This window comes from Streptomyces galbus, from assembly GCF_005280195.1.
Classification (GTDB): domain Bacteria; phylum Actinomycetota; class Actinomycetes; order Streptomycetales; family Streptomycetaceae; genus Streptomyces; species Streptomyces galbus.
Genome location: NZ_SZPR01000089.1, coordinates 1 through 380 on the forward strand (window position 1 = coordinate 1; position 380 = coordinate 380).

The following is a 380-nucleotide window of genomic DNA, read 5'->3' on the forward strand; positions in this document are numbered from 1 at the left end:
CACCAACACCCGCGGCGACAGCATCCAACGACCCACCCCACCCCCACCAACCCCCCCCACCCCGACCGACGCAGCCCGCCCCCGGCTGCCACAGAGTGACGCCGACGGTACGACCGAGCCCACTGCCGCAGCCGGTACCGCGGAGCCCGCCCTCGTTCCGTTCTCTTCGGGGAACTTCGAGTTCACCAACCTCAAGCACACGGACGAGAGGTACCGCGACAAGGCGATCCGGATCATCGAACTGCTCCGCAAGCACGACACGATCCGCGACTACGTCGGCGACCGCTCCGTCCGCATCACCCTGCACGTCCGGACCACGGAAACCCCGGCCGACGTCATCGACCGCGGTGACGACGGTGTCGACATCAACCTCGCCAGCT

At 68.2% G+C, this 380-nt stretch carries 1 pseudogene; it reads left to right on the forward strand.

The window, feature by feature from the left end:
- A pseudogene (locus tag E4U92_RS36195) lies at positions 1 to 380 on the forward strand (hypothetical protein); the annotation flags it as partial.